The sequence below is a fragment of the Rummeliibacillus sp. BSL5 genome (assembly GCF_052928305.1).
On the sequence record NZ_JAVGCV010000004.1, the window covers coordinates 112,847 to 136,379 of the forward strand.

A 23,533-nucleotide genomic window follows, 5' to 3' on the forward strand; every position below is an offset into this window, starting at 1 on the left:
AACGTCCTTCATTATATAAAAAACCGCAAGCCATGGCCTGCAGTTCTTTTACGGATTTGTTCTTCCATCTGTACTAGAATATTCGTTAAACTTTACATCATTTTCATTGCTTAATGCTTGTCGACGTTTGCCCTCAGAAGAAACCGCTTCATTTGCAGCAATTTCGATTTGGTCGCCATCACTAGTACCGCTTACAGAGGGATTAGACTGCTTTTCTTCTAATAGATTGTTCTCAACAAGTCGACGTACATACTCTTCTAGTGGCAATCCTTGTTCTTTGGCTTTCGCATTAAGTTGTGTCATCTCTTCATCCTGCAGCTGTATTGTTATTTGTTGTGCCATATGTTTATCATCCTTTCTAGTAGTTCTATCTACCTTTACCTACTTTCTTCGAATTTCAAACAAAACACGTCCGCCTTATAAACTTGAAAATTTCGCTAAATCATCTCTATGACCAATCATTACCAGGAGATCTTCTTTTTCGAATTTTTGATCAACAGGTGGTGTAACAATGATTTCTCCGTCTCGCAACAATGCGATAACGCTTAAATTATACTTCGCACGGATATCAAGTTCCCTTAATGTCTTACCTTCCATGTGCTTAGGTATGACTATTTCTTCGATATTATAGTTTTTAGAGAGCTCAATATAATTTAGCATGTTAGGAGATAACAGTTGGTTTGCTACCCGCTCGCCCATATCTCGTTCCGGATAAATAACCCAATCAACACCTACTTTTTCTAAAAGAATTCCATGACGTCGGCCAAGGGCTTTTGCAATTGTCTTTTTAACACCCAACTCTTTTAAAAGCATCGCTGTTAATATATTTGTTTGTAAGTCATCACCAATTGCTACAATGACACAATCAAACGTATCAACTTCCAATGAAACAAGCGATTTCTTCTCCGTAGCATCTGCAATAACAGCTTCTGTTACATATTGCTCAGCATCATTGACTCGTTCTTCATTAATATCGATACCTAACACTTCTTGGCCAGCCTCATGCAGCCTGCGTGCGATACTTGTTCCAAATCTACCTAACCCAATGACTGCGTATTGTCTAACTACCATCATTTTCACTCCTATTCATTAACCGATCATAATATTACCTTTTGGTCGATGGAACGTTTCTTTTTGGCGTCTCCGTGTAATAGCAATACCAATTGTAAGTGGACCTAGTCTCCCTGCAAACATCGTTAGTATAATGAGCAGTTGGCCGATCGGTGAAAGCTCAGTTGTTAAACCCATGGTCAAACCTACTGTCCCAAATGCTGATGTTGCTTCAAATAAATACATAATAAAGTGATGCCCTGTATCTGTAATGCTTAATATGAAGGTGACAAAAGCAACTATAGCAAAACCACACATTGCTACTGTGAATGCTTTAAATACTATTTCCTTTACCAGTCTTTTCTTAAAAATCACAATATCTTCGCGTCCTTTTATTTGGCTCCAAACTGTTGCAAGTAAGACGACAAAGGTTGTTACTTTGATACCGCCTGCAGTCGAACCTGATCCTCCTCCAATGAACATAAGAAACATCATAATTAACAACGTTGCGTGCGTTAAATCTCCTATAGGCAATGTATTGGCGCCCGCAGTACGAGATGTTACAGATTGGAATAACGCACCCAATACTTGCCCTAATGGTGAAAGAGGACCAAATGTTTTGGTATTGCCAAGTTCAAGTAAGTATATAGCTATTGTTCCGAAAAGCGTAAGAGATATAGATGTGATTAGCATAATCTTTGTATGCAAGGATAGTTTCCTTGTTTTTCTATACTCATACAAATCATTCATTACAATAAAGCCAATTCCCCCTAGTGTTATGAGAGCACAGATGGTTAGAACAATGACGGGATCATCCACATAAGATGTCAAACTACGAAATCCTCCCAATAAATCAAAACCAGCATTATTAAAATTTGAAATGGAATGGAAGACTCCATAATAAATAGCTTTTCCAATTGGCATATCGTACGAAAAACGAATCGCTAAAAGAAGAGCGCCCGAAAATTCAATTACCCCTGTAAAAAGCAATATCCTTCTCACCAAAATCCCAATACCTGTAAAGTCATTTAAATTAATAGCCTCTTTTAATACCAACCTTTCTTTTAAGGAAATTCTCTTTCCTAGTAGCATAAAAATAAAAGATGCGAAGGTCATGAATCCTAGTCCGCCAATTTGGATTAAAGAAAGAATGACTAACTCGCCAAAAAGAGAAAATGTACTCCCAGTGTCTACCACAACTAAGCCTGTAACACACGTCGCGGACGTAGCTGTAAATAAGGCCTTCAAAAAGGGCAATCCCTCACCATTCTCCGTTGCAGCTGGCAAAGATAAAAGAGTTGCGCCAACCAAAATTAAAATCGCAAAACCTAGCACCAACGTTTTAGATGGATTTATATTTCTCTTTATTTTCACTATCGCTACTCCTATTTTCGTTGTAATTTCCGCAATCCTATTTTAAACGCGGATTGATTTAAATTTATCTCATATATTACCACATGCTAACTAGAATTATGCGAATAATTTTACTTTAACTGCATATGATTATATCGATCATTTGGGTATTGACAATAACTTCAAATATCATATATTATACATGACAGATTGATTTACGAAGAAAAAGGCAGCGACTTACAAGTTCCCTATAACTACTCTTTAAAGGTGGCTAACATGAGACAAACAAACAACCGATATACCGTAAATGCTGTTGGTACAGAAGGACAAATTTACCTAACGAACTGCAAGGATAAACATGAATTAAAACAATGGTTAGCCAAACATGAACACCATATCATTAAAGAAGAATTACAAATTATTGATAAAAAGAGATTACAACTATTTAAAATGTTCTCTTTTAAAAAATAAGACAGCTACCATTCCTATTAATATAAAAAGACGATTTTTTTGCCCCCATGCTCACAAAAAAATCGTCTTTTCACTTTTTACATATAAATCTCTGCTGCATGCGTTACCATATTGCGCCCTTTCTCTTTTGATGCGTAAAGCGCTTCATCTGCACGTGCTTGAATTGATTGCTCAGTAACGTCCATTGTCGCTGTCGCTACTCCTATACTGATCGTGACGGTAGGAATCGTCCATAATGAACTAGCCACATATTCGCGTAGAATCTCTGCTACCTCTAAAGCCTCTCTCTGATTGGCCTCTCCCAAAATTACAGAAAATTCCTCTCCGCCGATTCTAGCCGCAACATCTTCGCCGCCTATCTTCTCTTGAATCATTTGGGAAATTGTTTTTAACACCTGATCACCTATCGGATGGCCAAATGTATCATTCACTTTCTTGAAATGATCAATATCGATAATTAATAGAGAAAAAGGGTTGCCTGTTTTGTTAAATTGGCTGATACATTCTACCATCTTCTCTGAATAACCCCTTCGGTTATGCAAACCTGTAAGCTCGTCTGTCATCGCCAGCTCTTGAAGCATGGTGTTCATACCGATTAACTCCTGTTGCTTATTCTCCAGTTCCTTGCGTAATCCGTTTAGTTCCTGGATAGCCTTTTTCTTAGCGATATTTCTTTCCTCAGCTTCCTTCTTAGCTGCTAATAGCACTTTTTCGTATTCACGCCTTTTTTTTATTGCTATCATGGCACACGAAATTGTTATTCCCCCATCATTTAACTGCTTTATTGCATTCATAATAACAGGGACTTCTCTGCCTGTTTTTGACTTTAAAGATATGTACACTTCTTCTACGCTTTCTTCCATTTCAACGATTGGCAATACAAATAATTGATAGAATGTTTGGCTTGGAACCGTCAAAAGGGACTGAATTGACTTTTCTTTGAGTTCAGACATTTCAAATTCAAGCAATTGAATTAGCATAAAATTAGCATCCAAAATTCGCCCATTTTCTGCAAGCAGTAAATAACTACAAGGGGCATAATTTAATTGTTCATTCATACTTAATCATCTACCTCTTAAATATTCGCTAGACATGTGAAAATTAACTGTGTTGTTTCTTCCGGCTGACTTACATGTGGACAATGTCCAGTTGCCTCCATAAAAAAGATAGCGCTTTCTTTTATATGTTCATTCATATAAATACCTACCTCTTTCGGTGCTATTGAATCGTCTTCACACTGTAAAATACACGTTGAAACAGTTACTTGTTGAAGCACATGGCGATAATCAGATAAAAAAGTAGCCCTTGCAAACTCTTTTGCACACAGTGGATCTGTGGAACAAAAGCTTCCCTCCAATTCAGCAGCAAGCTCTGGTCTGTCCAAATTTTTCATGACTACTTTAGAAAGATAGTTAGCCCAGCCAATGTAGTTTAGCTCCATCATTTCAAAAAGCCCATCTAAATCCTCTCGTTCAAATCCACCTTTATAGGAAGGCAAATCATTTATATAGCAAGGGGATGGCCCAAGCATGATTAGCTGCTTAAAAAGCGCCGGGTCTTGTAGTGATGCAAGCATACCTATCGTAGCTCCGACAGAATGCCCAACAAAAATGACTTCCTTCAGATTTAGCTCCTTGCACATTTCCACTACATCCTGCGCATAGCCTTCTAAGGTTTTATATTTTTCAGATTGATATGCAGAGTAATCAGATTTTCCCGCTCCTACATAATCAAATAAAATGACGCGGTATTCTTTTTCAAATTGCGGTGCAACATAGCGCCACATAGTTTGATCACAGCCAAAACCCGCGGCAAAAATGATAGCTTGTTCTCCTTCACCACTTATTTTTACATTATTCTTTTTTATAAAATCTAGCATACTGTCATCACCTTTTATTTCACCATTAATATAGTACTTATTGATTTTATTTTTAATAAATTATACCATAACGTAATTCCTATTACACTCTTATGATAAATAAATATGGTAGTATTATATGCCCATTATATCTTTTAGCGCTTCTTCTGCCGTTGGGTATTTATAATTAAACCCTGAATCTAACAACGCTTGAGGGAGCACGTTTTGGCCTTCAAGTACTATTGTACTTTTTTCGCCCAGCAATAGCTTCATCATAAAGCTTGGAACAGAAAGAAAATGAGGCCGCCTTAAAACTTCACCAATTGCACGACCAAAATCTTTCATTCTAAGGGGGTTGGGTGCTGTAACATTAATTGGCCCATTTAAAGATGAAGTGATAATTGCATATAAGATAGCACGAGCAACATCGTCTACATGAACCCAGGAAACCCATTGTCTTCCGCTTCCTACAGTACCGCCTACAAATAACTTATAAGGCAATGTCATAAGCGGTAATGCGCCCTCATCCCCAAGAATCACGCCAAATCTGGCTAGGACTGTCCTTACGCCTGCCTCTTCTGCCCTATTCGCCATACCTTCCCATTTTTGAACTGTTTCACCTAAAAAATCTGTTGCCTTTTCTGTAGATGTTTCGGTATAACTAGCTGTCGTAGAAGCTGGATAGATGCCAATCGCACTTGCGTTAACAAGTACAGTCGGTTTATATGAGACTGCTTTGATAATGCGGATCAATTCCTCCGTGGCTAACATACGGCTATCTACTACTTCTTTTTTATGCGTTTCTGACCAACGTCCATCATTAATCGATTTTCCGGCCAAGTTAACCCATGCATCGATTGAATCTAATTCCTTTTCAGGAGCATCATCTTCACCAAGCCACTTCACATAGGTCATTCCATTTTCTTTTTTTGCATGCCCTCTTGTTAAGATATAGACTTCATGGCCATTTTCCAGTAGCAGCTCTGCTAGCTTTTTCCCTACAAATCCGGACCCGCCCGTTATGCCCACTTTCATATAGTTATAACCCCCAAATTCTTATCATAGCTCTTTCTCAAACATCACCATGTCCAGCGCTCTAATCCCGTTTTCATAAATAGGGGTAGGATAAGCAGCAAAAAAGCCTTTTTTCACCCCAGATAAACGAAAGCCACATTTTTGGTAAAAAGCAATGTTATCAATACTAGAATTAGCCGTTCCCACAATCATTTTTTTAAAACCAGCTTTTGTGAACAGCAACGTACATTCAGCTATAATTTCTTTACCTACCCCTTTCCCTCTCCAAGCCTTTTCTAATGCCAAATTTTTTAATTCAATCGTATGCTCATCTATTTCTATAAATAATGCCACTCCAATAGTCTCCTCATTGCTACATATGGCATAAAGTACACCTTTATTTAAATAAGTACGTACTATTGCTTCCTCATCGGCTAGCATCAAATAGGATACATACTTAGCGCGCTCATTCTCTTGTATTCTTTGAAAATCCAGCTTATTGGACTGATGATTCTTCATATGTTTCTCCCTCTTTAACCTCTAACTTCATTCGGACCGTTTGTAATTGATGCCCGTCGAAATCTTCTTCAAATTCCTCTATTACTTTAAATCCTTTTGCCTTATAAAAGTTCATACCGATTGTATTATCTTTTTCTACATTTATGCATACATACGCTGGCTTCAAATCTTCAATGCCTTTTTGTAAAAGAGCAGTCCCTATCCCCTGCTTCTGATATTCAGGATGAAGATAGATGGCAGCCAATTCAACCCATTGGCCAGACTGTATATTCGAGTAATTGGCAAAGCCTACGATTACACCCTCTTGTTCTGCCACATAAAAAGGTGACCCTGAATATCTTTTTTCTAACATGTCTGGGTTGTATGCTTGCGCAAGAAAGCGATCCTGCACATCGCGTGGAATGATTCCATCATATGTTGAATGCCAACTCGTCTGCGCGATTTCTTGTACCTCTTGAATATCTGGATAACTCATTTTCCGAATTACTAACTTCATGTTTTTGAACTCCCTTCTATATATAATTCTTTCTAGTTAACTTCTATCCACCACATACTATTTCCTGCTTCTGTTGTTAAATCTAACTTATACGTTTCACTTTTAAAGAAAAAGGAAATACTATTGTTTAGGGAGTGAAGTCAATTGAACAATAATATGAAGAAGTATCTACCAAAAGCATCACTATTTCTGGCAGCAGGGGTTATTTTAGCAGGGTGCGGCAATGACACCAAAAACACAAGCCCTCAAAAAGACAGTTCTCAGCCTAAACAAACTGAGAGCAGTAATACAAGTACAAGTACAAGTACAAGTACAAGTACAAGTACAAGCCCTAATGAAAGTGCCGAATTAAAAACTCTAAAGAACCTTTCAAAGGATCCAGATAAAAATGATTCATCAGAAGGTGACTTTGATCTAGTAGGCAAATATGTGAAAGAAAATGACGATGAGATTACCCTAGAGATTCACGGAAAACAAGTAGCCATTCAAAAGAATTCATCCTTTGAAAGCGACAAAAAAGGTATGAAAGGTGATTGGCAAGATAAACAAGTCGTTGTGGAAGTATCCACGGATAAAGCCGTTGCAGAAAGTGTTAAGCCAACAGACAAAACCCTCGCAGATCAGGACGGCGTATATGATAGAGATGGCAATGAAAAAGAGATTATTGGTAAACTCATTAAGAATGATTCAAATGAAATAACTCTTCAAACGCCAAATGGCAATAAAACATTCCAGAAAACGCATGACTTTGAATTGGATGATGAAGCGAGATCTCAAACCAAATTGGAAGGCAAAATGGTTCGGATTGAAACAGACGATCAAGGGAAAGCAGAGGAACTAAGCTATAGCTGGATTGATCAAGAGGAAACGAAATAATATACAATCTAAAAAAGCTGCATGAAGTTGTCATTAAGACTGTTCATGCAGCTTTTATTATGCTTCAAAAATAGATTGAAAAGATCTTACCACAGGCTTGCAATCTTCGCTTTGACATATCGCTGAAATGATTGCGACACCGTCCGCTCCGCTCTTTTTTAACGGCTGTGCATTATGAACGGTAATACCACCAATAGCCACAATAGGGAGGTTTGGATACAACATTCTAGCCTGTTGTAAAAACGCTACTCCTGCAGGCTTTTTGGCATCTTGTTTGGACTTCGTTTCATAAATAGGTCCTATTCCAACATAATCTGCACCTTGTTTCACAGCCTGCACCAATTCTTCTTTTGTGTGTACGGATACGCCAATTACCTTCCCTTTAAATTTCGACCGTACTTTTTCTAGAGCCATATCTTCCTGTCCTATGTGTACACCATCCGCTTCTATCTTCAAAGCCAAATCGATATGATCATTCACAATAAATGGGACCTCATATTGCTTACATAGCTTCTGGCACTCACGCGCGAACATTTCAAGTTCTATGCCAGTTAATGCCCCTTCACCCTTTTCACGCAACTGAAACATTGTGATACCAGCCTGTAATGCTTGTTCGAGCACTTGGAGGGGTGGTTCAATGCAGTTTTGCGTGCCCATAATTAGATAAACTGCTAAATCCTCTTTCCTCACTAATTGTCACCTCACAGTTGCCGCTTAATTTTTTATACGCAAAATGGTTTGTAGGGCCATGTCCATTCCCTATATTTAATGGATGTTGAATAGCTAAATGGACAAATTTTTTCGCTTCTATTATGGCACTTTTTAAAGAGAAGCCCTGTGCCAAAAAAGCGGTTAGCGCTGCTGAGAATGTACATCCTGTACCGTGTGTTTGAACAGTGGAAATTCGCTTCGTTTGCATTGAAAAGAACGAACCATCTTGAAAATATACAGTATCTACTGCATCCTTACCTTCTAAATGACCGCCTTTTATAATGACGCATGAAACACCCATTGCAAGCATTGCGTTTGCAGCCTTTTCTAAGTCTTTTGGGCTTTTTATTTCGATTCCGCTTATTACCTCTGCTTCTGGTATGTTTGGTGTAAGAACAGTTGCACGCGGCAATAGGTTTTTTTTCAGCGCAGTCACTGCCTCATGTTGCAACAAAGATGCTCCACCTTTCGCAATCATCACTGGGTCTACTACCAATTCTGTCTCTTTATCTCGCAAACTATATGTTACAGCTTCAATAATCTCGGCAGAAAACAACATGCCCGTTTTCACCGCTTTTACCGGCATATCCTTCATCACTACTTCGATTTGCTGCTGAACAAATGAGGAATCGGCAGAGAATATGCCCTCAACACCAAGCGTATTTTGCGCAGTCAATGCTGTAATAGCCGATGTGCCAAAAACGCCAAGCTCCTGGAAAGTCTTTAGATCTGCTTGAATACCTGCTCCTCCGCCACTGTCAGAACCGGCAATAGTCATGGCAATATTCATTATGCTCGCCCTCCTGCAATCTGGTGCAATTGATTGAGCACTTCTTGTTGAACAGTGCCTAACCATTCCTTCTGGCGAGCCTTCTCCGCAACTTTTTTATAGTCTTTCAAAACGTCGCTTAAGATAGAAAGGTTATTTCTTTCTACTGCTAAGGCTGCTGTACAGATGGCGCTAAGCAAACAACCTGTTCCTGTTATCTTGGTCATCAGCTCATGGCCGCCTGCTATATAATCAATACTTTCACCGTTTGTGGCAATATCCACTTCTCCCGTGACAATGACAAGACAGTTGTACTGTTTCGCTATAGCTTTTGCTGTCTGCTCGATATCCATTTCTCCTACACCGCTGTCTACTCCCTTTGAGTCCCAATTGACACCTGCGATAGCTGCAAGTTCTCCAGTATTGCAGCGAATAAGATCAAATTTGATTTCTCTCAATAGATTCTTCACTGTCTCGCGGCGAAAGGCAGTGGCACCTACGCCTACCGGATCAAGGACGACAGGAATTCCCACTTCATTTGCTTTGCGTCCAGCTACAATCATTGCTTCTTTTGTTCGTCCATTAATGGTGCCAATATTAATAAGTAAACCACTTGCAACAGAAACCATATCTCCTACCTCTGCGATTTCATCTGCCATAACTGGTGATGCCCCAATTGCGAGCAGTCCGTTTGCTGTAAAATTTGCTACTACATAATTTGTTATACAGTGGATTAAAGGATTTTCCTGATTTATTTTAAGCAAGCTCATAAGGTGTAAGCTCCTTCCAATTTTCTAAAGACCAGGCCATATCCCAAAACTTGCATTCATAATAGGCACTCATTTGGATAAACGCTTTCATCTTTTGATGGTCAGCTGGGTGTTCTTTCGCATACTTATTGAGCATCTGCTTTTGGATACCCAGTTGATCTTTAAACTCTTTACTGCTATACAATTCAATCCAATCTCTGTATAACTTCTGTGTCGGTTTTTCATCTTTATACTCTTCACCAATACTTTGGTATAACCAAGGACATGGCAGCAACGCAGCAAATGCAACTGGCAGGCTTTCGTTTAGAACGGCGTTATACATATGGTTAATATAATTATTGTTGGCTGGCGCAGGAATAAGCTCCGCTTGTTCCTGTTCTCCAATATGAAGTTCTTTGAAAACAGTCCGGTGGAGCTCAAGTTCTGCTTCATTTATACTTCTAGCTGATTCAAGATAATAGGCCATTTCCTGGTTCGTCTCTGATTTGGATGCTGCTATTGCCAATATTTTTGAGTAATGCTTTAAATAAATGGCATCCTGCATCATATAAAATTTAAAGTTCTCCATTGGCAGTGTGCCCTGTACTAACCCTTTCACGAATGGGTGTACCATGCTATCATCCCAATATGCATCTGCTTCTTCTCTAACAACTTCATCAAATCTCACTGTTCGTCCTCCTTTAAAGTGGACGTAGACGCAAAAAATCCCTATGAGTAGACATAGAGATTTCATACCTTCATCTGCTCCCTACGTCAGTATTAACTGTCAGGTTCTAAGGGTCAGGTTTTAACCTTCTCAACACTTTCGTGTCCCCCCGCACTAAAATATTTGGTTGGGTACAAAAAAACTCTCCCATAAACGGAGAGCTGCTGTACAAAACGATCATATGTACTTTGCTCCCTACGCCAGTATTAACTGACAGGTTCTAAGGGTCAGGCTTAAACCTTCTCAACACTTTCGTGTCCCCCTGCAAATATTTAAGTTATATTCATCGTACCATTCAACTGGATGCCATTCAAGGATAAAACAAGCATTTGCTTTTTACAATATATCAGAATTCTTTCTTAAACACATAGCTTACCTTGTCGTACCCCATCTTTTCTTCATAAAAATGGTGTGCCTTCGTACGTTGCAACCCAGAAGATAAGGCCACACACTCATACTTATATTCTTTCGCCCATTCTTCTACAAATACAAGCAACTCTTCTCCATAACCGAACGAACGCTTAGATGCATCTGTGACTAAATCGCATACCCATATATATCTTCCATAATAAAGAGTAATCATCGGCTGGAATCCGACCACCGCAACTATTTCATCAGAGTCAACGAGTGCATAGAGCTTATACTGTTCCTTTTCCATCGCTTCCATCACTAATTCTACATATGTGTTTATATCTAAATGTGTTCTGAGTTGGCTCATGACCGGAAAGGCATCCATAATTTCATCTTTTGAGTTTAAATTTTTTATCATTTTCATAAAAACACCTCCTAGATTATCGATACTCATTCATAAAGATCACGACTTCCCTTTTCTAAAAGTTCTGGAAAGCGTAAAATGATATCCCCGGTTGAAAAGCTTTCTCCATTATTAGTAAAATCAATCGGCTCTTTTACACCAGGCTTGGCATTCGGTCTCCATCCAAAATTAAGCGAATCTCCATCCTCCTCATTTGAGAAGAGCCAATCCGTTTGAACAGGTCTAGCATAATCTTTGATCGCAGACCAATCTTCTGGAATAGGAAAAACCCCATATGTCTTATTATGCAATAACACTTTCTCCGTCATTTGAACTGGTGGAACATAAAGACTTTTCCTATCCCAGGTGATATAATCCCGCTGTCTCGTTAGATAAAATGTAAATGAATCAACCTTATTTTTATGAAAAATATTCCACACATATACATACTTTGGCCGTTTTCTATCTTCTATCTTCCATATCATCGGTTCTTCGCGATTATCCACTTCAGCGACTCGCCATTTATTCTTCTTCCAAATCCAATAGCTAAGTCCATAGTCTTTATTCAAAGAAATAAAAGGAACCACAATATGGCGTTCATCAACGTGGATTATATCTTGTATTGTTTTTACGCTAGCCCCTGGGAAGGTCTCATTTATATCCTTTTTCAGCGCTTCCTCTGTTGGAAAAGGCGCTGGTTTTGAATAAGAAGAATAGAAGAATAGACCAATAACCACCACTAAAAGAGCAAACATTCCTTTTCTTTTCTTCATACTAATGCTCCTCCTTTAGCACGGAATCATTTAAACGGTAGTAAAGCTGATGCTGAGACGTAGTTATCAGAATTCCTTTTCCGTCTTTTTCTATGTACAGAACCGGTGAGGGAAGCCCACTTCCCCATTTCGGCTTTACTCCTACAAGCTGATAAGGAAAATGTTCATCTTTTTTGTTAATTTCTGAGGGACTCATCTCATAAAGGCTTGAAAACCACTTATCGCTATAGATTTCCCGCTGTTTCAAGTGTGTGAATTTCCCTGCTAGCTTCTTTCTATCTAACACTATATTCTTTTTTGCTGAAGGATGAATAGTGATTAATTTTGCATTCTCTAAATTTGCCATAAAGGTAGTTGGATTTTTGTCTGGAAAAATCCAATGTTGAAAGGGTATTGTTACAAGTGAAGCTACTAGAAAAATATAATTGAAGCCAAATCCCATCCAAGCAAAAGAGCGATACGATTGCCATCGATTTTTGCCTTTCAACACAAAATATAAAATCCATACCCCTAAAGGCAAAATGGATAGTTTTAGCGCTGTGTTCCAGATGTTCAAGTTGATAGAAAAAGAAAAAAGGCCAATAAATAGGACAAGTGTAGCCTTCCAAATTTTAATGACGCCTCCATGTTTTTTATAGTTACGGTAGAAAAGGTAACCACAGATACACCAAGCTAAAATTAGAGTTATGACAGGTATAATAGCAATAGATGAATAATCAATTGTAACCACACTCTCTCCCCTTTCTGCTTGTCATTTTTGGATAATGTCCAAAATTCCTATATATACCATTATGTCACAGGGAATCCATCTATCAAAGTATGTTTTTCCTTCTTAGTAAACACTCTTCATAATATATTAAACATTGAATGACCTTTTCTTATTTTGTCTGTTAAGAATCTTATTTACATGAGCTTAAGACAAGTATAAGATTAAACCTCAATTAAACACCTAATTAAAAATATTAATTATTTTATTAACATTAATTAATTTTTTATATAAAAGAATTAAAATTATAACTTTAAACTTTCTAATCCTTGTTATATAATCAAATCAATCAAAGAAAGGAATTTCATTATGGCCTATAAAGTAATCACAAATTGTCCTGTTTGCAACAATACAATGAAAATCACAAAATTACATTGCTCTCACTGCCAAACGACGATTGAAAATGAGTTTGAATTATCAAAGCTGGCATCGTTATCTAAAGAGCAGCTAGAATTTGTAGAAGTTTTTTTGACATGCCGAGGAAATATTAAAGAAGTTGAAAAAGAACTGGGCATTTCGTATCCGACAGTTCGAGGCAAGCTATCGGACATCATCTCATCCCTTGGATATGAACAGAAGAAGAAAAATGAAGTAGACGAAAAGAAAGTTGTTACCATGTTAGAAAACGGTGAAATTACACCAGAAGAAGCCATTAAGCTTTTAAAAGAGTAGAGAGGAGCATTCCACATGAAAGAAGAAATTGCTAGAGTCATCACGATGATTCAAGAAGGAAAGATTGATGCTGATAAAGGAGCCGAATTGATTCACATCTTAAAAGAGAAAGAAGAACCAAATAATCAGGTTACTGAAAAACCAACAACCTATTTAGATAAAACGTTAAAGGTTCGTGTGGTATCAACTGAAAGTGATAATGTGACAGTCAATGTGCCGATTAAGCTCGTCAAAGTTGTATTGATGGCTGGATATAGCATCGCAGCAAGTATTCCTCAATCAGAGAAATACATGAAGGATATAGACATAAACCTGATTATTGAAGCAATCGAAAATGAACTAGATGGCCAAATTGTTGATATCAAATCAGCAAACGGTGATACCGTTTCGGTCATCATTGATTAGTAATTTCTTATGATATACGTAAAAATAAAAACAAAAGGCTTCCGATTTATCATCCCAGTTCCTTATGTATTCTTAAATATTGCTATTACCGTTGTTTCATCTAATCTTTTCCATAAGAATCTAAATAAATGGACAAAAAATCATTTTGAACGAAAAGAAATAGACTTTACGTTTCCTCTTATCGATAAAAAAACCTTGAAGCCAATCCTCAAAGAACTGAAGAACTATAAGGGGCTTCAACTAGTAGATGTGAAAGCAAAAGATGGTACAGAGGTGAAGGTGAAACTTTAAGAACCCTGATCGATGATTAGGGTTCTTTTTTAAAAGGCTATATATTAGAAACTGACAGACTCTATGTGTTTTAGTTTTATTGTATGCACCTCTGATTCAAGCTCACCAAACGTTAAATTTGTCACAACGATGATTTCCATACTTATATGGACCATAAGACTAGCATTTTCTATAACTTTTCCATTTTTCATATAAATGGTGAAATTCTGCTCTTCCTCTAGATCTTTAATAAAAGGATATTTTTTGTTGAATTTCTCTTCTTTTCGTTCATCCTTTAATGGGCTCAACTTCTCGTTTATATAAAAACATCCTATTGCAAATAAAGCCGTATATAAAGCAGCATATAACCACCCCTTATGCCGCCATGCATCAAACCATTCGCGAAACATTATAAACCATCCGGCTTCTATCACTAGAAAAATACCAATCTTCCAATTCCTTACTCTACTTTGATGCTTTCTCTCTTTTCTTCCACTCACTTATAAATTCTCATCCTCATTGGTACATAATCATTTTTCGCAATCTATTATACTCTATTTTCTCAAAAAAATAGGCTGAATCCAATAAGGATCCAGCCTATTAAACAGTTTAATCTTTTGTATTTGGTTTAGCTCTTTTAATAAAGAAAGCTAAAACTAAAGCAACTGCCGCAATGCCTGTCGCAACAATAAAGGCATCGTTGATTCCGCTGACTGTCGCGTGTTTGACAGCTTGCCCGTAAATTGAACTTGTCGCCAACACTTGGCCTCCTTGTGCAGGAAGTCCAGCCATCGCTGAGAATGTACTACCTAAACTGTGCAACTGATTTGTTAAATATGGATTGTCGCTTGAGATGACATTTCCGTAATTTGCTGTATGGAAATTACTTCTCGTTGTCATGACTGTGACTAAAAAGGCGGTACCGATACTTCCCGCAACGGTTCTAGCTGTATTGGAAGCAGATGTCCCGTGGCCCACCAAATGTTGAGGTAGCTGGTTCATCCCTTCTGTTGATACAGTCATGGACAAGAACGACATACCAAACATACGCATTACATAAAGTAGCATGATATAGCTATAGGAAGTAGTCATTGATAGTTTAGAGAATTGATAAGTAGTGACTACTGTTATAACCAATCCAATGACTGCCAACCATCTTGCTCCCATTTTATCGAATAGTTTCCCTGAGATTGGTAGCATAATCGCCATGACAATCGCGCCAGGCAGCATGAGCAAGCCAGAATCCAGCGCTGAGAAACCGCGAATATTTTGCAAATAAATAGGTAGCAAGAGCATGGCTGCGAACATTGCCATATTTATAATCATACTAATAATTGTAGTTAGCGTGAAAATATCATATTTAAATACTCGTAAATCTAGCATTGGCTGTTCTACTGTTAATTCACGCCAAGCAAAGGCAATTAAACCGATGATACCAATGGCTAATGAAATCAATACAACTTTACTGTCCCAGCCATTGTTACCTGCTTCACTAAAGCCATAAAGCAGGAAGCCAAAACCGATAGTTGAAAAGATAAAACCGAATGTATCAAATTTTGGTTTGGTGATTTCTACAACATCAACCATCCATTTAAGTGCCATTAGAATTGCAACTATACCGACTGGAATAACGATATCAAATAGTACGCGCCAAGAATAATGGCCAATTAACCAACCGGATAATGTTGGCCCAATAGCTGGTGCGAATAGAATTGCAACACCGAATAGTCCCATCGCTGCTCCACGTTTTTCAGGCGGGAAGATGGTAAGGAATACGGTCATAAGCAAAGGCATGATAACGCCTGCACCCGCCGCTTGCACAACCCTTCCGACCATTAATAGTGAAAATGTGGTGGAAAGCGAGCAAATAATCGAGCCGATTGTAAATGACGTAATGGCCGATATAAATAGTTTTCTGGTCCCAAGCCTTGTGATTAGGAACGCAGTAATCGGAATGAAAACTCCATTCGTCAGCATGTAGCCTGTTGATAACCATTGCACAGTACTTGCAGATACACTTAAATCATTCATAATGTGCGGGATAGCTACATTCAATAATGTTTGGTTCAATATGGCAACGAATGCACCAATCATCATCGTAACGAGTAATTTACCCTTATTGTCTATGACTTTAGCAGGCGGAGTTTTAGCCTCTTCTTTTACAGGTGGCACTTCCTCCGTAGCCTCTTCTTTTTTAGGTTCTTGTATTTCTTCTGCATGCTCTTCCTCCTGAACTGGCTGAGGAGCAGCATTGTTAAACTCTTCTACTTCTACTGGCTTTTTAGAATCCATCTCTTGATTCTTGTTAGCCATTGTTCCTTGCGTCACTTTTTCATCTTTTGTGTTACTATTCTTTTGTCTTCTTACCATAAAGTTCACAACAATCAGCAGAATGACGGATATGAGAATATAACCAATGATATAAATTGACATGCTATCACCTACTTATGAATTCGCACGGTTACATTCATTCCAGGAACTAATTTTACTCCGTAACTATCGATTGAGATTTTCACAGGAATTACTTGTGTTTCTTTTGTGTAATTGCCTGATGAATTGTTTGAAGGCAGCAATGAGAATGTGCCGGCTGTTGCTAAACCGATTTTTTGTACTTTACCGCTTAATGTTGTGTTAGGGAATGCGTCGACTGTAATATCTACATCTTGACCTTTTTTAATATTATCTAAATCTGTTTCTTCAATGTTTGCAGTAACCCATAAATGATCTAAATCATAGCTGATAGCAAGAGGTGTGCCAGCAGCAACCATTGCATTTTCTACAGCATTGCTTTGCACGACTGTGCCATCTTGTGGTGCTTTGATTGGCATGTTAACAGATTTCCCATCAGTACCCTGCATATCAACTGTACCGATTGTATCGTTTTTGCTAAATGTATCTCCAACCTTGCCATCCCATCTTACCAATTTGCCATTGCCTGGTGCTCCGATATTTACTTGTTGACCTGCGATTTGTGCATTATCTGTAGAGATATAGTTCATAGATTGATTGAAATAATAATAGCCTATAAACCCACCTCCAACTAAGACTATAAGCAAAATCACATTTAATAAAATCATGCGTTTGGCCTTCATAAAAAAACTTCCTCCTTCATTAATCCTTTAAAATACTTAATATCTTTTGGTGAATTTCTAACAAACGTTTTATATCCTCCGCGGGCAAATCGTTAATTCTTTGAAGCTTTTGAACCGTCTCCGATTTACTCTCCTGAAATTCTCTCAATTTTTCCTCACCCTTTAAAGTAAGGCAAATGGTTATAGCCCGGCGGTCGTTCTCGGATGTTTTCCGTTCTACAAGCTCCTTATCCACTAACCGATCAATCACACTACTAATCGTACTATTCGTCGATTTCATTCGCTCGGCAAGTTCTGCCAATCGCACATTCGGACGAACGGATATTTTATAAAGAGCTCTCAACTGGACAACAGTCAGACCCACTCTCTCTGCGTCACTTTGCAGAATTTTTCTTTCCTGCATGTAGATACTATAGAAAGAATTGATAATCTCATTATTAAAGACGTTCTTCATTTCTTCCCCCTTGCTTACATTTAATTCGCTTCCGTATATTTCGTATACGAAATAAGACTATACATTTATAACACCGTACATAAATTATGTCAACAATAAATCTTTATCATAAAAGTAAAAAACCGCTTCCAACATCTTCCCTTTAAAACCAAATAAAAAACACGGTATGCTGCAAATTCTCCAGCCATACACGTGTTTTACTTATTTTATTTTTGACGTGCTGTTTGTAAAAAGATTTTATCTTCTTTGTTGCCCACTTCATTCATTAGCTCGCTTGCATCTTTGAAGCCAAGACTTTTTACCGTACGGGCCTGTTTATAGTAATCAGAATCTGTCATAATGCCAGACAATGTCATAATGGAATTTGCAACAGGCGTCGGAACACCAAGCTCTCTACCAAGCGAATAAAGTAAGCCAAGACCCATTGGTACATCCTCCGTAATATACCGGTTTTCAACTTTATCCGTATGCAAATCGCTTACGCTGTCTGCATAGATTGAGAACGCTTCTTTTTCAGAGTATTTATCTGGATCTGTAAAAGTACGCACTTTAAATTCATCGATATAAGAAAGAGGAGATGAACCGATTTTTCTCAAAACCGCCATTTTTTCGCGATCCAATTCATTAGCCACTTTCCAAATAGATGGGGTAAAACCTTCTGTATACATAGAGAAAGTTCCATTTGAATTTTCAATATATGCAGCATTCATTGCAATCCCTACAGTATGCATGATGAGATTCGGATTGTGGAGAGCGACTTCTACTATATGGTCGCGTGGTATAGGGTTGTCCAGTACTGGTTCTAATATTCTGCATGCCTCTTCGATACGGTTCGCTGGCAATGCTGCTATTGGGTGTCCATAGTTCTTAGAATATATAGTGACTGCACCCGGGGATGTAATACGGCAGCTATACGGAAGTGTTTCACCTTCTACAAATAGTGGGGCTTCTTGAATTCGTCCGATTCGTTCCATTTCTTCCTTAAAGAGTAAACTGCCCAAATACCCTGGGCAAATATAAACCGTTTGCTTAGCTTGGAGATAGGGGGCAAGCGCCTTAGCTAAATTTTCGTGGTAATTCGAAACGTAATAAATTAAAATGATATCCGCTTCTGGAATAGCGGCTACAGGGTTATTTGTTACATTCGCTAGCTGATATGTACCATTGCCTTCGATGCCTTCCAACTTGATTTCTTTTGTTTCTTTTAGCTTTTCAAAATGCTGATCTGGTCGGTTGCTTAGCTTTAGCATGCTGACCTCATGTCCTTCCTGTGCCATCGCTGCTGCTGCAGCAGATCCTCCATGCCCAGAACCAACGATTGTAATTTTCATAAATACCAGTCTCCCTTTCTATGATAGCGTTTTCATGTTTTTTCTATTTAAAGTTAATCATCATATTTTTTCATCTTCATGATTCTATTCCCGTACTTCCCTCACATTAAACATCCTGATTTTTTCCAATAAAATAAGAGGCTTAGCTAAAATGCTAAGCCTCTTACCATTTACAATTGCTTATTCTTCAATCAAACTATTTAAATTAGCCATTTCAATCGCAGAAACAGCTGCATCATATCCTTTATTTCCTGATTTAGTGCCAGAACGTTCGATTGCTTGTTCGATGTTTTCCGTTGTAACAATACCAAAGATAACCGGCACTCCAGTAGTTAATCCAACATTTGCAATTCCTTTAGCTGCTTCATTGCAAACATAATCATAATGAGATGTGGAGCCACGAATCACCGTACCTAGACCAATGATGGCGTCATATTTCTTTGTATCTGCCAATTTCTTTGCAATAAATGGCACCTCGAATGCTCCCGGCACCCAAGCTACATCTATATCATCTTCAGATACGCCATGGCGTTTTAAACCATCCATTGCTCCGCCTAGCAATTTGGCATTTATAAATTCATTAAATCTACCTACAACAATCCCTATTTTTAAATCTGTTCCTATTAATTGTGCTTCTAGTACTTGTCCCATGTGTTTTAACACTCCCTAGCAAGAATATGATTCATTTTTATTTTTTTCGTTTGTAAATAATATTGATTTTCAGCAACAGCCTCAGTTTCAAGCGCTATTCGTTCTACTATCTCAATTCCATACTTCCTTAGCCCTTCCACTTTCTCTGGGTTGTTCGTCATTAATCGAACCCTAGTTACACCCAAGTCGCGGAGCATTTGGGCACAAAGACCATAATCACGCATCTCAGCCGGAAAGCCCAATTGTTCATTTGCTTCCACTGTATCCAAGCCCTGTTCTTGAAGCTCATAGGCTTTCAATTTATTTAACAGCCCAATCCCTCTACCTTCTTGATGCATGTAAAGAATGACACCTGTACCAGCAGCTTCAATCTTTTCTATCGCCTTCTCCAATTGCGGTCCGCAATCGCACCGTTTTGAATGAAACACGTCTCCCGTCAAGCATTCCGAGTGAATACGCACTAACGGAGCATCTTCCTCCCGCAACTCCCCTTTTATCAAAGCTATATGCTCTTTGCTATCTACTTTGTTTGAATAGCCAACCATCTGGAATTCACCAAGTGTTGTAGGCATTTTCACAGATGCTTCACGTTTTGCTAGTTTTTCATGGATATAACGATAGCGAATGAGGTCTGCAATAGTAACGATTTTTAAATCATATTTTTCAGCTAACACTAGTAGTTCCGGTACTCTAGACATTTCACCATTATCGCTCATAATCTCGCAGATAACGGCTGCTGGTTCACTGCCGCAAATCCTTGCAAAATCAATTGCTGCTTCAGTATGCCCTTGGCGTTCGAGAACTCCATTCTCTTTAGCAATGAGCGGAAAAACATGTCCCGGTCGCCGAAAGTCAGCCTCACCTGCATCTTTGTTTAATAGCTGCATAATGGTTTCCGAACGTTCAAATGCACTAATGCCTGTGGTTGTATCCTTATAGTCAATGCTCACTGTAAAGGCTGTTTGGTGATTGTCTGTATTGTTGTGAACCATTGGATAAAGTTCAAGGTGTTCCGCCAGCTTCTGTGAAACTGGCGTACAAATTAATCCTTTTCCATGGGTTGCCATGAAATTGATGTTTTCTGGTGTTGCATACTCCGCAAGGACGAGTAAATCTCCTTCGTTTTCACGATTTTCATCATCCACTACAATAATCATTTTTCCTTTTTTCAAATCTTGTATTGCCTCTTCTATTGAATGAAACATATTAAACACCGCCTCTTTTTAAAATCCATTTTGCATTAAAAAATCCATCGTCATTGGCGTTTCTTTTTGTTGCCTCTCAGCATGCTGAATCACGTATTTGCCAAGCAAATCATTTTCAATATTGACTAGATCCCGTTCCTTTTTTATACCTAACACTGTCTCACTTAAAGTATGTGGAATGATTGAAACTGTGAGCTGACGTGGCTGAATATCGAAAATAGTTAGACTGATGCCATCAATAGCTATCGAGCCTTTTAAAATACAATATTTACTGAGCTCCTCTGCAATACCAATATCAATATATATCGCATTCTCCAATTTGCGCATGCGCAAAATAATACCTGTACCATCCACATGTCCAGATACAAAATGCCCGCCAAAACGGCCATTTGCTGGCATTGCTCGTTCTAAATTGACACTATGACCCAATTGCAATGATTGAATACTCGTCCCTTTCACTGTCTCCGGCATTACATCAACCGTAAAGGCACTTCCCGAAAAAGAAGTAACCGTTAAACAAACCCCATTAATGGCAATGCTGTCACCTAAATGAATGTCATCTGTTATCTTTCGAGAGTCTATTGTTAATTGCATACTTTGACTGCCACGTTTGATTGCTTTGACCTTACCTATATCTTCTACTATTCCAGTAAAAATGGATTCCACCTCATTTCAATACAGATACTATTTTCAAATCTTCACCGATTTTGTTGATTTCTTGCAATCTGAGTTCAAAAGCATTCTCCATTTGTTTCACTCCTAAGTCAGAAAACATTGGAATAGCGTTTGTCCCACCGACAATTTTAGGCGCTATATATGTGATTAATTGATTTACTGAACCGGATTTCAAAAAACTTGCATTGACCGTTTGGCCGCCTTCTACATACAGCTTCATAATTTGGCGTTTTCCCAGCTCTAGTAATAATTCTTCTATATCAATTAAAGGATTTGAAAGCTGCAGAATCTCCACATGTGATATCTGGCTTAACTGTGCAATCTTTTCTGCTGAAGCTTTTGAACCCGTTACAATCCACGTTGGCGCGGAACTATCCATTATCACCAATCTATCTGGCGTAATCCTTAAATGCGTGTCTAAAATTATTCGAATCGGTTGCTTCTTTGTATTTCCAAGTCGATTGGTAAGGCGTGGATTGTCTGAACATACCGTGCCGATTCCTACTAAGATGGCATCATGATTTTCGCGATCCTTATGAACATCCACCTGTGATTCCTTACTTGTAATTTGCTCCCCGATTCCTCTTTTTGCTGCTATTTTACCGTCTAATGTGATGGCCTGTTTTAAAGTAACAAACGGTTTTCGTTGTTGAATATAAGCAAAGAATTCTTTATTTAATGCCTGCGCTCTTGCTAGCAAAATATCTGTCGTTACTTCAATACCAGCATCTCTTAAAAGCTGCAATCCTTTGCCCGCAACTAATGGATTGGGATCCTGTGCAGCGATGACTACACGACTTACACCTGCTTCAATTAATGCGTTAGCACAAGGAGGTGTTTTTCCGTAATGGCTGCAAGGTTCTAGCGTTACATAAACAGTGCTTCCTTTCGCTTGTGATCCCGCCATTCGTAGGGCATGAATTTCAGCATGCGGGCTCCCCGCCTTTAAATGTGCGCCAAGGCCTACTATTTCGCCATTTGAAACAATAACGGCTCCTACTGCTGGATTTGGCGACGTTTGCTGCTTAGTAGTTCCTGCTAAATCTAAAGCAAGGCTCATATAAAATTCATCCGTCATTTCTTTCCTCCCTATCTGCTGTAGTTCATTACAAATAGAAAACCCCTTAGCTATTGTCAACTAAGGAGTTTAGGAGATTGTATGTAAAAATGGGTGCACTAAATAAACCTAGGAAGGTGTATTTTTCTTCCAAAGGCTGGTACCACTCACCATACGTCCTTCTCCCATCCAGACTATACTGTCGGCTTTGGATTCTCACCAAATCCTGCCTTAAAAAGGCTCACGGGCTTAGAATTACTTCATCACCGTCGATTGGGAATTTCACCCGACCCCGAAGGACAAACCATATAAAATTGTGTATGAGCTTTAGAAAAAAGAAAAACCCATAGATTTCTCTACGGGGTACATTGTGGAATGATTTAGCTGCAAAGACATCACCAAATAAACCTATTGAAGTATTTTTTTCTTCATAAGGCATTAAGCTTGCTCTACATCCTTCTCCCATCCAGACTATACTGTCGGCTTTGGATTCTCACCAAAATCCTGCCTTTAAAAAAGGCTCACGGGCTTAGAATTGCTTCATCACCGTCGATTGGGAATTTCACCCGACCCCGAAGGACAACCATATAAAATTGTGTATGAGTTTCAGAAAAAAGAAAAACCCATAGATTTCTCTACGGGGTTGTGTTGGAATTCATATGTAAAAGTCATCACTAAATAAACCTATTGAAGTATATTTTTCTTCACAAGGCATTAAGCTTGCTCTACATCCTTCTCCCATCCAGACTATACTGTCGGCTTTGGATTCTCACCAAAATCCTGCCTTTAAAAAAGGCTCACGGGCTTAGAATTGCTTCATCACCGTCGATTGGGA

The 23,533-nt window shown here is 38.5% G+C and carries 29 protein-coding genes and 5 riboswitches; of the genes, 5 read left to right on the forward strand and 24 right to left on the reverse strand.

Annotated features, from left to right (window positions below):
- Window positions 1–48: 48 nt before the first annotated feature.
- The 3 genes from RCJ93_RS13375 to RCJ93_RS13385 form a co-directional block, all read right to left on the reverse strand.
- A complete protein-coding gene (locus RCJ93_RS13375) occupies window positions 49–342 on the reverse strand; it encodes a hypothetical protein (RefSeq protein ID WP_150285469.1) in 294 nt (97 codons plus the stop codon).
- A gap of 75 nt (window positions 343–417) precedes the next feature.
- A complete protein-coding gene (locus RCJ93_RS13380) occupies window positions 418–1,071 on the reverse strand; it encodes a potassium channel family protein (RefSeq protein ID WP_150285470.1) in 654 nt (217 codons plus the stop codon).
- Window positions 1,072–1,089: 18 nt separating this feature from the next.
- Window positions 1,090–2,427, reverse strand: a complete 1,338-nt coding sequence (locus RCJ93_RS13385; protein WP_190323513.1) for a TrkH family potassium uptake protein — start codon at window positions 2,425–2,427, stop codon at window positions 1,090–1,092.
- 252 nt (window positions 2,428–2,679) lie between these two features.
- Between RCJ93_RS13385 and RCJ93_RS13390 the strand changes: the two genes are divergently transcribed.
- Entirely contained in the window at window positions 2,680–2,874 is a 195-nt protein-coding gene (locus RCJ93_RS13390) for a hypothetical protein (protein WP_066790465.1), read from the forward strand.
- A 77-nt stretch (window positions 2,875–2,951) separates the two neighbouring features.
- On the opposite strand, the gene RCJ93_RS13395 is transcribed toward RCJ93_RS13390, so the two are convergent.
- From RCJ93_RS13395 to RCJ93_RS13415, 5 genes are all read right to left on the reverse strand, one after another.
- Window positions 2,952–3,932: a GGDEF domain-containing protein gene (locus RCJ93_RS13395; RefSeq protein WP_446739274.1), complete on the reverse strand. Its 981-nt coding sequence runs from the start codon at window positions 3,930–3,932 to the stop codon at window positions 2,952–2,954.
- 17 nt (window positions 3,933–3,949) lie between these two features.
- Window positions 3,950–4,753: an alpha/beta fold hydrolase gene (locus RCJ93_RS13400; RefSeq protein WP_446739275.1), complete on the reverse strand. Its 804-nt coding sequence runs from the start codon at window positions 4,751–4,753 to the stop codon at window positions 3,950–3,952.
- A gap of 114 nt (window positions 4,754–4,867) precedes the next feature.
- Entirely contained in the window at window positions 4,868–5,767 is a 900-nt protein-coding gene (locus RCJ93_RS13405) for a TIGR01777 family oxidoreductase (protein WP_446739276.1), read from the reverse strand.
- A 24-nt stretch (window positions 5,768–5,791) separates the two neighbouring features.
- On the reverse strand, window positions 5,792–6,265 hold the full coding sequence (locus RCJ93_RS13410) for a GNAT family N-acetyltransferase (protein ID WP_150285475.1): 474 nt from the start codon (window positions 6,263–6,265) through the stop codon (window positions 5,792–5,794).
- Window positions 6,243–6,761 (reverse strand): N-acetyltransferase family protein, encoded by a 519-nt coding sequence (locus RCJ93_RS13415; RefSeq protein WP_446739277.1) that lies wholly within the window; start codon window positions 6,759–6,761, stop codon window positions 6,243–6,245. The genes RCJ93_RS13410 and RCJ93_RS13415 overlap by 23 nt, the downstream gene beginning before the upstream one ends.
- A gap of 144 nt (window positions 6,762–6,905) precedes the next feature.
- On the opposite strand from RCJ93_RS13415, the gene RCJ93_RS13420 reads away from it, so the two are divergent.
- Window positions 6,906–7,637: a hypothetical protein gene (locus RCJ93_RS13420; protein WP_446739278.1), complete on the forward strand. Its 732-nt coding sequence runs from the start codon at window positions 6,906–6,908 to the stop codon at window positions 7,635–7,637.
- Between the two features lie 57 nt (window positions 7,638–7,694).
- Here RCJ93_RS13420 and thiE read toward each other — a convergent pair whose 3' ends face one another.
- The 7 genes from thiE to RCJ93_RS13455 form a co-directional block, all read right to left on the reverse strand.
- On the reverse strand, window positions 7,695–8,327 hold the full coding sequence (gene thiE / locus RCJ93_RS13425; RefSeq protein ID WP_446739279.1) for a thiamine phosphate synthase: 633 nt from the start codon (window positions 8,325–8,327) through the stop codon (window positions 7,695–7,697).
- A complete protein-coding gene (gene thiD / locus RCJ93_RS13430; protein WP_446739280.1) occupies window positions 8,272–9,138 on the reverse strand; it encodes a bifunctional hydroxymethylpyrimidine kinase/phosphomethylpyrimidine kinase in 867 nt (288 codons plus the stop codon). Before thiD ends, thiE begins: the two co-directional genes overlap by 56 nt.
- Window positions 9,138–9,887 carry a hydroxyethylthiazole kinase gene (gene thiM / locus RCJ93_RS13435; RefSeq protein ID WP_446739281.1) on the reverse strand — a complete coding sequence of 250 codons (750 nt, stop codon included), beginning with the start codon at window positions 9,885–9,887 and terminating at the stop codon, window positions 9,138–9,140. Before thiM ends, thiD begins: the two co-directional genes overlap by 1 nt.
- Window positions 9,874–10,554, reverse strand: coding sequence for a thiaminase II (gene tenA, locus RCJ93_RS13440; protein ID WP_446739282.1), 681 nt, complete (start codon window positions 10,552–10,554; stop codon window positions 9,874–9,876). Before tenA ends, thiM begins: the two co-directional genes overlap by 14 nt.
- Window positions 10,555–10,615: 61 nt before the next feature.
- A riboswitch (TPP riboswitch) is annotated at window positions 10,616–10,714 on the reverse strand.
- 54 nt (window positions 10,715–10,768) lie between these two features.
- Window positions 10,769–10,867, reverse strand: a riboswitch (TPP riboswitch).
- 72 nt (window positions 10,868–10,939) lie between these two features.
- Window positions 10,940–11,368, reverse strand: coding sequence for a GNAT family N-acetyltransferase (locus tag RCJ93_RS13445; protein ID WP_446739283.1), 429 nt, complete (start codon window positions 11,366–11,368; stop codon window positions 10,940–10,942).
- A 26-nt stretch (window positions 11,369–11,394) separates the two neighbouring features.
- Window positions 11,395–12,120, reverse strand: a complete 726-nt coding sequence (locus RCJ93_RS13450; protein WP_446739284.1) for a hypothetical protein — start codon at window positions 12,118–12,120, stop codon at window positions 11,395–11,397.
- Window position 12,121: 1 nt separating this feature from the next.
- Window positions 12,122–12,850: a hypothetical protein gene (locus RCJ93_RS13455; protein WP_446739285.1), complete on the reverse strand. Its 729-nt coding sequence runs from the start codon at window positions 12,848–12,850 to the stop codon at window positions 12,122–12,124.
- A gap of 345 nt (window positions 12,851–13,195) precedes the next feature.
- Here RCJ93_RS13455 and RCJ93_RS13460 point away from each other — a divergent pair, with 345 nt between their 5' ends.
- From RCJ93_RS13460 to RCJ93_RS13470, 3 genes are read left to right on the forward strand one after another with little or no spacing between them, the layout of a single operon-like run.
- Window positions 13,196–13,558, forward strand: a complete 363-nt coding sequence (locus RCJ93_RS13460; protein WP_066790488.1) for a DUF2089 domain-containing protein — start codon at window positions 13,196–13,198, stop codon at window positions 13,556–13,558.
- A gap of 15 nt (window positions 13,559–13,573) precedes the next feature.
- Entirely contained in the window at window positions 13,574–13,963 is a 390-nt protein-coding gene (locus tag RCJ93_RS13465) for an SHOCT-like domain-containing protein (RefSeq protein WP_150285487.1), read from the forward strand.
- A 9-nt stretch (window positions 13,964–13,972) separates the two neighbouring features.
- Window positions 13,973–14,254, forward strand: coding sequence for a hypothetical protein (locus RCJ93_RS13470; RefSeq protein WP_446739286.1), 282 nt, complete (start codon window positions 13,973–13,975; stop codon window positions 14,252–14,254).
- 44 nt (window positions 14,255–14,298) lie between these two features.
- Here RCJ93_RS13470 and RCJ93_RS13475 read toward each other — a convergent pair whose 3' ends face one another.
- From RCJ93_RS13475 to ribD, 9 genes are all read right to left on the reverse strand, one after another.
- The gene (locus RCJ93_RS13475) at window positions 14,299–14,643 is read right to left on the reverse strand and encodes a hypothetical protein (RefSeq protein WP_446739287.1); all 345 of its coding nucleotides are present in this window, start codon (window positions 14,641–14,643) and stop codon (window positions 14,299–14,301) included.
- A gap of 199 nt (window positions 14,644–14,842) precedes the next feature.
- Window positions 14,843–16,666: a DHA2 family efflux MFS transporter permease subunit gene (locus RCJ93_RS13480; RefSeq protein WP_251648424.1), complete on the reverse strand. Its 1,824-nt coding sequence runs from the start codon at window positions 16,664–16,666 to the stop codon at window positions 14,843–14,845.
- 8 nt (window positions 16,667–16,674) lie between these two features.
- Window positions 16,675–17,325, reverse strand: coding sequence for an efflux RND transporter periplasmic adaptor subunit (locus tag RCJ93_RS13485; protein WP_066790502.1), 651 nt, complete (start codon window positions 17,323–17,325; stop codon window positions 16,675–16,677).
- A 19-nt stretch (window positions 17,326–17,344) separates the two neighbouring features.
- Complete coding sequence (locus RCJ93_RS13490) at window positions 17,345–17,779, reverse strand: MarR family winged helix-turn-helix transcriptional regulator (protein WP_066790504.1); 435 nt, start codon at window positions 17,777–17,779, stop codon at window positions 17,345–17,347.
- Window positions 17,780–17,985: 206 nt separating this feature from the next.
- On the reverse strand, window positions 17,986–19,110 hold the full coding sequence (locus RCJ93_RS13495; RefSeq protein ID WP_446739288.1) for an NAD/NADP octopine/nopaline dehydrogenase family protein: 1,125 nt from the start codon (window positions 19,108–19,110) through the stop codon (window positions 17,986–17,988).
- A 180-nt stretch (window positions 19,111–19,290) separates the two neighbouring features.
- Complete coding sequence (gene ribH, locus RCJ93_RS13500) at window positions 19,291–19,761, reverse strand: 6,7-dimethyl-8-ribityllumazine synthase (protein WP_066790508.1); 471 nt, start codon at window positions 19,759–19,761, stop codon at window positions 19,291–19,293.
- Window positions 19,762–19,766: 5 nt separating this feature from the next.
- On the reverse strand, window positions 19,767–20,966 hold the full coding sequence (locus RCJ93_RS13505; RefSeq protein ID WP_446739289.1) for a bifunctional 3,4-dihydroxy-2-butanone-4-phosphate synthase/GTP cyclohydrolase II: 1,200 nt from the start codon (window positions 20,964–20,966) through the stop codon (window positions 19,767–19,769).
- Window positions 20,967–20,984: 18 nt separating this feature from the next.
- Window positions 20,985–21,623, reverse strand: a complete 639-nt coding sequence (ribE, locus tag RCJ93_RS13510) for a riboflavin synthase (RefSeq protein WP_446739296.1) — start codon at window positions 21,621–21,623, stop codon at window positions 20,985–20,987.
- A 10-nt stretch (window positions 21,624–21,633) separates the two neighbouring features.
- Complete coding sequence (gene ribD, locus RCJ93_RS13515; RefSeq protein WP_446739290.1) at window positions 21,634–22,719, reverse strand: bifunctional diaminohydroxyphosphoribosylaminopyrimidine deaminase/5-amino-6-(5-phosphoribosylamino)uracil reductase RibD; 1,086 nt, start codon at window positions 22,717–22,719, stop codon at window positions 21,634–21,636.
- A 152-nt stretch (window positions 22,720–22,871) separates the two neighbouring features.
- A riboswitch (FMN riboswitch) is annotated at window positions 22,872–23,002 on the reverse strand.
- Between the two features lie 146 nt (window positions 23,003–23,148).
- Window positions 23,149–23,282: riboswitch (FMN riboswitch) on the reverse strand.
- Between the two features lie 142 nt (window positions 23,283–23,424).
- Window positions 23,425–23,533: riboswitch (FMN riboswitch) on the reverse strand. This riboswitch is flagged as partial in the annotation.

Excerpts from the sequence above, each read along its gene's own strand:
- RCJ93_RS13375 (WP_150285469.1), bottom strand. The coding sequence starts at position 342 with ATGGCACAACAAATAACAATACAGCTGCAGGATGAAGAGATGACACAA.
- RCJ93_RS13380 (WP_150285470.1), bottom strand. The coding sequence starts at position 1,071 with ATGGTAGTTAGACAATACGCAGTCATTGGGTTAGGTAGATTTGGAACA.
- RCJ93_RS13390 (WP_066790465.1), top strand. The coding sequence starts at position 2,680 with ATGAGACAAACAAACAACCGATATACCGTAAATGCTGTTGGTACAGAA.
- RCJ93_RS13395 (WP_446739274.1), bottom strand. The coding sequence starts at position 3,932 with ATGAATGAACAATTAAATTATGCCCCTTGTAGTTATTTACTGCTTGCA.
- RCJ93_RS13400 (WP_446739275.1), bottom strand. The coding sequence starts at position 4,753 with ATGCTAGATTTTATAAAAAAGAATAATGTAAAAATAAGTGGTGAAGGA.
- RCJ93_RS13405 (WP_446739276.1), bottom strand. The coding sequence starts at position 5,767 with ATGAAAGTGGGCATAACGGGCGGGTCCGGATTTGTAGGGAAAAAGCTA.
- RCJ93_RS13410 (WP_150285475.1), bottom strand. The coding sequence starts at position 6,265 with ATGAAGAATCATCAGTCCAATAAGCTGGATTTTCAAAGAATACAAGAG.
- RCJ93_RS13415 (WP_446739277.1), bottom strand. The coding sequence starts at position 6,761 with ATGAAGTTAGTAATTCGGAAAATGAGTTATCCAGATATTCAAGAGGTA.
- thiD (WP_446739280.1), bottom strand. The coding sequence starts at position 9,138 with ATGAATATTGCCATGACTATTGCCGGTTCTGACAGTGGCGGAGGAGCA.
- thiM (WP_446739281.1), bottom strand. The coding sequence starts at position 9,887 with ATGAGCTTGCTTAAAATAAATCAGGAAAATCCTTTAATCCACTGTATA.
- RCJ93_RS13445 (WP_446739283.1), bottom strand. The coding sequence starts at position 11,368 with ATGAAAATGATAAAAAATTTAAACTCAAAAGATGAAATTATGGATGCC.
- RCJ93_RS13450 (WP_446739284.1), bottom strand. The coding sequence starts at position 12,120 with ATGAAGAAAAGAAAAGGAATGTTTGCTCTTTTAGTGGTGGTTATTGGT.
- RCJ93_RS13460 (WP_066790488.1), top strand. The coding sequence starts at position 13,196 with ATGGCCTATAAAGTAATCACAAATTGTCCTGTTTGCAACAATACAATG.
- RCJ93_RS13465 (WP_150285487.1), top strand. The coding sequence starts at position 13,574 with ATGAAAGAAGAAATTGCTAGAGTCATCACGATGATTCAAGAAGGAAAG.
- RCJ93_RS13470 (WP_446739286.1), top strand. The coding sequence starts at position 13,973 with ATGATATACGTAAAAATAAAAACAAAAGGCTTCCGATTTATCATCCCA.
- RCJ93_RS13475 (WP_446739287.1), bottom strand. The coding sequence starts at position 14,643 with ATGTTTCGCGAATGGTTTGATGCATGGCGGCATAAGGGGTGGTTATAT.
- RCJ93_RS13480 (WP_251648424.1), bottom strand. The coding sequence starts at position 16,666 with ATGTCAATTTATATCATTGGTTATATTCTCATATCCGTCATTCTGCTG.
- RCJ93_RS13485 (WP_066790502.1), bottom strand. The coding sequence starts at position 17,325 with ATGAAGGCCAAACGCATGATTTTATTAAATGTGATTTTGCTTATAGTC.
- RCJ93_RS13490 (WP_066790504.1), bottom strand. The coding sequence starts at position 17,779 with ATGAAGAACGTCTTTAATAATGAGATTATCAATTCTTTCTATAGTATC.
- RCJ93_RS13495 (WP_446739288.1), bottom strand. The coding sequence starts at position 19,110 with ATGAAAATTACAATCGTTGGTTCTGGGCATGGAGGATCTGCTGCAGCA.
- ribH (WP_066790508.1), bottom strand. The coding sequence starts at position 19,761 with ATGGGACAAGTACTAGAAGCACAATTAATAGGAACAGATTTAAAAATA.
- RCJ93_RS13505 (WP_446739289.1), bottom strand. The coding sequence starts at position 20,966 with ATGTTTCATTCAATAGAAGAGGCAATACAAGATTTGAAAAAAGGAAAA.
- ribD (WP_446739290.1), bottom strand. The coding sequence starts at position 22,719 with ATGACGGATGAATTTTATATGAGCCTTGCTTTAGATTTAGCAGGAACT.